The organism is Microtetraspora glauca (assembly GCF_040656155.1).
GTDB classification, from domain to species: Bacteria; Actinomycetota; Actinomycetes; order Streptosporangiales; family Streptosporangiaceae; genus Microtetraspora; species Microtetraspora glauca.
On sequence record NZ_JBFALK010000007.1, the window covers coordinates 318,650 to 325,969 of the forward strand.

7 protein-coding genes and 2 pseudogenes are annotated in these 7,320 nt (G+C 68.1%); 4 read left to right on the forward strand and 5 right to left on the reverse strand.

Going from position 1 to position 7,320, the window contains the following annotated elements; all coding sequences use genetic code 11:
* Positions 1 to 759 carry a MerR family transcriptional regulator gene (locus tag AB0I59_RS16000; protein ID WP_061258392.1) on the forward strand — a complete coding sequence of 253 codons (759 nt, stop codon included), beginning with the start codon at positions 1 to 3 and terminating at the stop codon, positions 757 to 759.
* A gap of 460 nt (positions 760 to 1,219) precedes the next feature.
* Here the strand turns inward: AB0I59_RS16000 and AB0I59_RS16005 are convergent, their stop codons facing one another.
* Together AB0I59_RS16005 and AB0I59_RS16010 are read right to left on the reverse strand one after the other, a co-directional pair.
* The gene (locus tag AB0I59_RS16005; RefSeq protein ID WP_061258391.1) at positions 1,220 to 1,801 is read right to left on the reverse strand and encodes a dihydrofolate reductase family protein; all 582 of its coding nucleotides are present in this window, start codon (positions 1,799 to 1,801) and stop codon (positions 1,220 to 1,222) included.
* 32 nt (positions 1,802 to 1,833) lie between these two features.
* Positions 1,834 to 2,499: a helix-turn-helix domain-containing protein gene (locus AB0I59_RS16010; RefSeq protein ID WP_358133401.1), complete on the reverse strand. Its 666-nt coding sequence runs from the start codon at positions 2,497 to 2,499 to the stop codon at positions 1,834 to 1,836.
* Positions 2,500 to 2,552: 53 nt separating this feature from the next.
* Here AB0I59_RS16010 and AB0I59_RS16015 point away from each other — a divergent pair.
* Positions 2,553 to 3,227 (forward strand): annotated as a pseudogene (locus AB0I59_RS16015) (transposase); the annotation flags it as partial.
* Between the two features lie 90 nt (positions 3,228 to 3,317).
* Here AB0I59_RS16015 and AB0I59_RS16020 read toward each other — a convergent pair.
* A pseudogene (locus tag AB0I59_RS16020) lies at positions 3,318 to 3,821 on the reverse strand (transposase); the annotation flags it as partial.
* Between the two features lie 194 nt (positions 3,822 to 4,015).
* Between AB0I59_RS16020 and amcB the strand changes: the two are divergent.
* Both amcB and AB0I59_RS16030 read left to right on the forward strand, forming a co-directional pair.
* Entirely contained in the window at positions 4,016 to 5,092 is a 1,077-nt protein-coding gene (gene amcB / locus AB0I59_RS16025; protein ID WP_063818872.1) for a cyclophane-forming radical SAM peptide maturase AmcB, read from the forward strand.
* Positions 5,067 to 5,225: a hypothetical protein gene (locus AB0I59_RS16030; protein WP_358133404.1), complete on the forward strand. Its 159-nt coding sequence runs from the start codon at positions 5,067 to 5,069 to the stop codon at positions 5,223 to 5,225. The genes amcB and AB0I59_RS16030 overlap by 26 nt, the downstream gene beginning before the upstream one ends.
* Positions 5,226 to 5,412: 187 nt before the next feature.
* Here the strand turns inward: AB0I59_RS16030 and AB0I59_RS16035 are convergent, their stop codons facing one another.
* Both AB0I59_RS16035 and AB0I59_RS16040 read right to left on the reverse strand, forming a co-directional pair.
* Positions 5,413 to 5,682 carry a hypothetical protein gene (locus AB0I59_RS16035; protein WP_358133407.1) on the reverse strand — a complete coding sequence of 90 codons (270 nt, stop codon included), beginning with the start codon at positions 5,680 to 5,682 and terminating at the stop codon, positions 5,413 to 5,415.
* Between the two features lie 53 nt (positions 5,683 to 5,735).
* A complete protein-coding gene (locus AB0I59_RS16040) occupies positions 5,736 to 7,124 on the reverse strand; it encodes an amino acid permease (protein WP_358133410.1) in 1,389 nt (462 codons plus the stop codon).
* Positions 7,125 to 7,320 lie beyond the last annotated feature (196 nt).

The window sequence follows — 7,320 nt, forward strand, 5'->3', positions numbered from 1 at the left end:
ATGGAGTGGACGATCCAGGAGCTCGCGGCGAGGGCCGGCATCACCAGCCGGACCCTGCGTCACTACGACCGTTTCGGGCTCTTGGCCCCGTCCCGGGTCGGCGCGAACGGGTACCGCTACTACAACCCCGCCGCGGTCGCCCGGCTACAGCGGATCCTGCTCATGCGCCGGCTCGGCATGGGCTTGCCGGCCATCGCCGAGGTCCTGGCCGAGGAGGTGGACACGCTCGACGGGCTCCGCGCCCACATCGCCGCGTTGGAAGAGGAACGGGACCGCATCGAACGGCAGATCCACTCTGTTCGTCACACGCTCGAGGCCCTGCGGGCGGGGGTGGAACCGCGGATGGATGTCATGTTGGCGGGGTTCAACGACCACTACAAGGACGAGGTGATCTCACGCTGGGGCGAGCGCGCGTTCCAAGTGAGCAACGACTGGTGGCATGGCAAGAGTCTCGACCAGCAGCGAGCCTGGAAGCAGGACACCGAAGACCTCGTTGCCGCATGGGTCGCCGCGGTGAAGGCCGGGGATTCGCCGACATCGGAACACGCTCAGTCACTGGCTGCCCGGCACGTCCAGTGGCTGAGCCAGATCCCGGGCACCCCCACCGCCGAGGGCGACCGGGAGCGCTCGATCGAGATGGTGAACGGCATTGGGGACATGTTCGTCGACGACCCCCGCTTCGCGGCCATGTACGACGACGAGGCGGGGGCGATGTTCGTCCGCGACGCGCTGCACACGTACGCGCATACCCGGATGTAGCTCGTGTGGTTCGCAGACCTCGGCGCCAGCAGACCTCCGGCAGCGCTCTTCCGCAAGGTCTTGATGACCTGCCGCCGCTCGTAGCCAAGCTCAGCCTGATCGCCGTCGTAGACAACCATCAGCGCCCGGCCCTTGCGTACCACGAGGCCCGACAGCAGGGGTCATGCTGCGATTAGCTTGATATCGAGAGATATCAGAAGCTCTGATGGGAGGGCGGCGTCGGCGCGTTGATCGGGCCCAAAGTCCCGAGGCCACGCTCAGGCCAAGTCCGTTCGGGGGTCGGCCAAGATACGACGGAAACCGGCAACCAGTGATCTTGAGTTGAACTTGCCGCAGGTGAGGTGCTGGGGCGGATCGGCGTCGGCTGCCCGACCAGGGACAGCGATGCGCAAACGCAACCGGAGGCCCGATCTTGTGTCACTGTTCGCAGTGGACTTCTTCGCGTACCCGCTCAGATCGGTCAACGGCGCACCCGATAGCGCAGGTGAAGCACCCGGTTGCCCTGAATCACCACGTCAGGATCCTCCAACAGGTGCTGCGCGTGGACCGACCCGAAGTAGCGCTTGCCGGACCCGAACACGACGGGTACGACGTCCATGCGCACCTCGTCGATCAGGCCCGCGGCAAGCACCTGGCCACCGACGTCGCCAGCGGCGACCTCGACCATGCGGTCACCCGCAAGCTCCTGCGCCTTGGCCACGGCTGCCTCGACGCCGTCGACGAAGTGAAACGGCGCCTCGGGGTCCCAGCCCTCGGGCTCCGGCCGGTGCGTCACGACGACCACGTGGTCGATACCGCTCGGAGGCTTCCCGTCCCAGCCGTCCGTCAGGTCGAAGACGTGGCGGCCGACGATCGTGACTCCGATCTGGTCCCAGTACGCCCGGGTGTAGTCGTAGGACGTCTGTGACACCTTCACCTCGCCGCTCTCGTCCAACGGGACGTCACCGTTGGACAACCAGTCGAACAGCGGTCCGGGCTGGTCATTCTCGTCCGCGACGAAGCCGTCCACCGACACCGAGCTGTACATGACCACCTTGCCCACGGGGCTCTCCTCTGCTTTGGGGTGCCCCCAAATTAGCGTGTCGTGAGCTGTCGCTCTTGTAAGAAATCAATCGGCCGGCAGCGGCCAGCCGTCCAGCGCGTGGCCGGGATGTTCGCGCAGGAACCGCGCCGGACTTCGACGTACCGGGTCGGCGTGAGCCCGGTGAACGCCCGGAACTCGTGGCCGAAGTGGGCCTGGTCGAAGTAGCCTGCGCCACCGGCGAGGTCGCCCCAGTCGATCGGTCCGGCGGGGTTGATCGCGAACACGGTGGCGGCGAAGCGGTAGGTGCGGGCCAGCCGATTCGGCGTGACGCCGATGAGCTCCTTGAACCGCTGTGCCAGATGAGTGCTGCTGACACCGGCTGCCACGCTCAGGTCGCCGATCGCCACCGCCCCGCTGGTCGCCGCGATGACGCTGCTCGTATGGCGGACCAGCCCCAGGCCGGCGGTCTCGCACAGCCGTCGCATTAGCTCCACCTCGAGCAGCGTCAGCATGTCGTGCGGTCCGTCCGCCGTGGCCAGCCGGTCTCGCAGCTCAGCAATGGCGGGCCGGCCCCAAACCTGCTCTACCGTCACCGGCCGGTCACGCAGCTCGGCCGCGGGCATCGGCAGGAACGGCGCCGGCCCCCACGGCTTGAAGTGCACGCCGACGGACCGGGTCCGGAGTGGGTAGCCGAACTCCAACGCGCGGGTGGGCATGGTGACCACGCAGCCGTCGGCGTACTCGGCCGTCTCCGGGGGACCCGGCCGAATTGTCTGAAGTACGTGACCGTCTCGAGGACTTCGCGGGCGAGGTGTTCACCTCGTTCGCCCGTCGAGAGCAGCGGTTCAACGGAGGGCTGTACCTGCGTGGGCTGATGCTGGACGGTCGGCGTAAGTCGATGGTGCCGATGGCGGAGCGACTGGGAGTGGATCACCAGCGGCTGCAGCAGTTCATCACCTCCTCCACCTGGAACTACACGGCGGTACGGCGTCGGCTGGTGGAACGGGCGATCACCCTGGTGGCCGGGGAGGCGGATGATGCGCTGGCCGCCGACAGCGATGAGGCAGGCCGGATCGCCCAGCGGCGGCGACGCTGCCAGATTCCCGACCACGAGCGGCACCGCCCCAAATGGCTGCTCGCCGAATGGCCGCCCGGCGAGAGTGAACCCACCGACTACTGGTTGTCCACCCTGCCGGCCGATGTCCGGCTGCGGGACATGGTCCGGCTGGCCAAGATCCGCTGGCGGATCGAGCATGACTACCGCGAGCTGAAGACCGGGCTGGGCCTCACCCACTTCGAAGGCCGTTCCTTCACCGGCTGGCACCGCCACGTCACCCTGGTCTCGGCCGCTCATCTGTTCCTGACCGAACTGCGCTTGACCAGCCCAAAAGCAGCTGGGGCGGCCCGACCTTCTACAAGGTCCTCCACATGCTCCAGGTCTTGTTGGCGACCTGGGCAGGCCGATGCCCCACCCGTCACCGACGACCACCATGACGACCTAACAAAGTACTACTAGGGAGTAAGTCCGAACTGATCAGTGGTCGTAAGCGATCAGAGACCGGGTGAGGGGTGCGCCGATCTTGTTGTTGTGCCAGATCGCCGCGGCCATCGCCAGGATGCGCTGAGCGACTCGGATTGCGACGCCCTCGAACGTCCGCCCTCCGTGTCCTTCCAGATCGAGCTGCCCTTTGAGGGTGTCGTTGACCGACTCGATCAGTTGGCGGACCTTCTTGAGCATCGGCTCGCCGTACCGAGTCTTTTCGTCCTTACGCGAGGGCCGCAGCAGGGTGATGTGCTGCGCGGCCAGCTCCCGCTCGAACGCCTTACCAGCGAACCCCTTGTCGCAGATCAGGAGTATGCCGTCGCGTGCAGAGATCAGGTCGGCGTCGACCTCCAGAATTGCTGCCAGCACCTCCCGTTCGCCGATCTTCGGGTGAGCCAGGGTCCACATGATCGGCATTCCGACCGGGGCGCAGACCAGGTATAGCCGCAGTCCCCAAAAGAAGCGGGAGTGCGAGGCGCAGTATCCGTACCCGGCCCTCATGCCGGCAGCACATCGCCAGAATACCGGCGTGATCGTCAGCCCGGCTGGACACGAGCCAGCACGAATCCACAAGGTGATGACCGATTGTGCTGGTGTATGTTCGCACTGTGACTGCCTTGGAGGGTGGGCCTGCCGGGGCCTCGCAAACGGGAGAGGTAAGACTGGCCGGTACAGCGCGGGCGGTGCTCATGCAGCCCACGACGTTGTGCAATCTCGATTGCTCCTACTGCTACCTGCCGGAGCGAAAGGTGTCTCGGCGGATGAGCGTGGATGTCGCTACCGCGGTTGCCGCCGGCGTGCGGGAGTGGTCCAGTCAGCATCCGGTAGCCGTGGTCTGGCACGGCGGCGAACCGCTCGCAGTGGGCCCGGCATACTTCCGCTCTCTGGTAGAGCCATTCGGGCCAGGTGAGAGCTATCCGGTGGTCCATGCGGTACAAACCAACGCCACGCTCATCGACGAGGCGTGGTGTGAGCTGTTCTCGACAGTCCCCGTCCGTGTCACGGTGAGCATCGACGGCCCAGCTGAGGACAACGCCCTACGGCTGGACCGGGCGGGACGTCCGAGCATAGAGCGGGTCATGAACGGGATCGACATGCTGCGCCGGGCTGGAATCAGCTTCGGCATGATCGCGGTGCTGTCCGATCTGTCCCCGGGAACAGCTGCCCGCCTGTACCGATTCGCCTGCGAGCTGGGCTGCGAAAACCTGGGAGTGAATCTGGCCGAGAAGAAGGGCGTCTACGCAGGCGGGCAGGAGCCGGAGAGCGAGGCTGAGGTCATCGCTTTCTGGCAGGAACTGGCGGCCAGCTGGCAGGCCGATCCGCGTATCCGGATCAGAGAGCTCGACCACGCCTACACCTACGTCCGGGAGGAGCTCTCCGGCGCAGCGACAGAGCGCGCCGGCCGCCCGGTCAGGCCCCTGCCCCTGGTCACCTGGGACGGTCATTACCTTCCCATCGGCGCGGAACTGGCCGGCTTCTCCTCGCCACACCACGGCCCGTTCACCGCCGGCAACGTCCTGGATACCCCCATGGCCGTACTGGCGGCCCAAGCGGAGGCGGTGCCGTGGGTCGCCGAAGCCCTGGCAGGCATCACGAACTGCCGCGAGCAGTGCGAGTACTTCGCCTACTGCCGCGGCGGCCAAGTGGCCAACAAGTACTTCGAGACCGGGCGCCTGGACGCCACCGAAACCACCTACTGCCACACCAGCAAGATCAACCTACTGGAAGGAATCCTGCGCCATGCCGAACATGCCCGCACCTGCTGAGGCCATGGAGACCATGGTCTCGCTATCTGAACGGATCGAATCCAGCCGGGACCAGCTCACCCGGGCAGCAGCACAGGCCGGCGAACGCCAGGACATCGCCAGCATCTTCGGCTGGGCGTACATAGGAGTGTGACGTCGCTGGTTTGGGACGCGTACTCTCCCGGCTACTGGGAGCGGATCGTCGATCGCTGGGGCCGCGTCCGCTGTGAGGGGCCCGAGGCTTACGGCCTCGGGCCCCTTCGCTCACCAGCGGTTAGGCAGAGCAGGCCGAGAAGCCCAGGCGGCCGCGGGTGAAGCGCGCGGTATCCGAGATGGAAGCGTCACTCCCCCTCGTCGTCATCGTCGTCGCCGCCGGACGCGGCCGACACGCGGCGGGACACCATCGCGGCCAGGGCGGCGAGCTGGGCGTGACGCTGGTCGGGCGGCAGATCAGCGAACGCCGCGACCTTCGACGCCAGCGGGTCCGCCTCGGAGGTGACCGCGACGCGTTCGGTCGGGTCGCCGTTCAGCTGCCGTTTCAGTCGCATCGTGGTGTCGGTGAGCCGGACGAAGTCCCCCCACGACAGGTTCTTGGCCGGCAGGTGCGGCAACGCCTGCGCGATCTTCCTGGCGACGCCTCGTCCGCTGATTCTGTTACGACCTCTTACGCAACGGCATCGGTGGCCTCCTTGCGGCGTGACTTGATCTCGTAGGCGAGGAGCGTGCCGCCGACGGCCGCGGCGACCGCGCCGACGACTGGGAGCGCCTCGGCGGACGAGGCGACAGCGGCGAACGCCAGCACCAGCAGCGCCACCACGACGCGGCTCAGCCAGGGGAAGCCCCACATCCGCAGCCGGAGCAACTCGGGCGACTCGGTCTCCATGCGGCGGCGCAGCCGCAGCTGGCTGAGCGCCACGAAGACGTAGAGCAACAGCACCAGCAACCCGGCGGTGTTGATCAGCAGGTCGAAGGCGTCGTCGCCGACCGCGAACGCGGCGGCCATCAGGACCAGCGCGAGCGCGGCGCCGCCGAGCAGCGCAGGCGCGGGGACTCCGGACGCGCGCACCCGGGCCGCCGCGGCCGGGGCGTCGCCGCGGGCGGCCATCGCGCAGAGGACGCGCGAGGCAGCGTACAGCGCGGCGTTCATCACCGACACGACCGCGACCAGGATGACCCAGGTCATCAGGGTCGCCGCGCCAGGGACGCCGAGCTCGGCGATGGCGGTGGCGAACGGGCTGTCGGTGCCGTTGGCCGGGACGCGGTTCCACGGCACGACCACCAGGATGACCAGCACCGAGCCGACGTAGAAGATCAGGACTCGCCAGACCACCCGCAGGGTGGCCCGTGCGACCTCCTTGGCGGGTTCGGCCGACTCGGCGGCCGCGATGGTGACGATCTCCGCGCCGAAGTAGGAGAACAGCACTGTGACGAGGGCGGTGAGGACCGCGCCCCAACCCTTGGGGGCGAACCCGCCGTGCTCGGTCAGCGTGGCGAGGCCGGCGCTGGCACCGGCGGACGGCCACAGGCCCAGGGCGTACAGCGTCCCGGCGCCGAGGAACGCCACGATCACCACAACCTTGGCCGAGGCCAGCCAGAACTCGGTCTCGCCGAACAGCCGCACCGAGACCAGGTTGGCCGCGGTGAGCGCCACCAGCAGCGCGACGGCCGTCGGCAGCACCGGGATGCCGCCGGACAGGGAGTGCAGCAGCTTGGCCCCCGCCACGCCCTCGAACGCGACCGCGACGATCGCAAACAGCCAGTAGCACCAGCCCACCAGGAACCCGGCGCGTGGGCCGAGGGCGGTGCGGGCGTAGTCGGCGAACGAGCCCGCCGAGGGCCGGGCGGCGGCCATCTCGCCGAGCATCCGCATCACCAGGATGACGATCAGGCCACCCAGGGCGTAGGCGACCAGCGCCGCCGGGCCGGTGTCGGCGATCACCTTGCCGCTGCTGACGAACAGGCCGGCGCTGATGACGCCGCCGAGCCCGATCATGGTCATGTGCCGTCGTTTGAGTCCGCGGTGGAGCGTTCCCCCGCTGTCGTGCCCGGTCATGGCGTTCGGCTCCCTGCTGTTTTCGGGTAGGGGAGGTCGGAACCCCGGCCCATGGGCGGGCCGGGGTCTCGTTGATCACGGGGGTGGGACGGGCGGCGGGCGCGGTCGGCGTCCCGTCGCGGGACGGTCAGTCGCCGCGGTAGACGGCGGGGCGCCGCTCCATGAAGGACCGGACGCCTTCGAGCACGTCCCGGCC

Coding starts and splice junctions, on each gene's coding strand:
- AB0I59_RS16000 (WP_061258392.1), top strand. CDS start 1: ATGGAGTGGACGATCCAGGAGCTCGCGGCGAGGGCCGGCATCACCAGC.
- AB0I59_RS16010 (WP_358133401.1), bottom strand. CDS start 2,499: ATGCCCACCCGCGCGTTGGAGTTCGGCTACCCACTCCGGACCCGGTCC.
- amcB (WP_063818872.1), top strand. CDS start 4,016: ATGCAGCCCACGACGTTGTGCAATCTCGATTGCTCCTACTGCTACCTG.
- AB0I59_RS16030 (WP_358133404.1), top strand. CDS start 5,067: ATGCCGAACATGCCCGCACCTGCTGAGGCCATGGAGACCATGGTCTCG.
- AB0I59_RS16040 (WP_358133410.1), bottom strand. CDS start 7,124: ATGACCGGGCACGACAGCGGGGGAACGCTCCACCGCGGACTCAAACGA.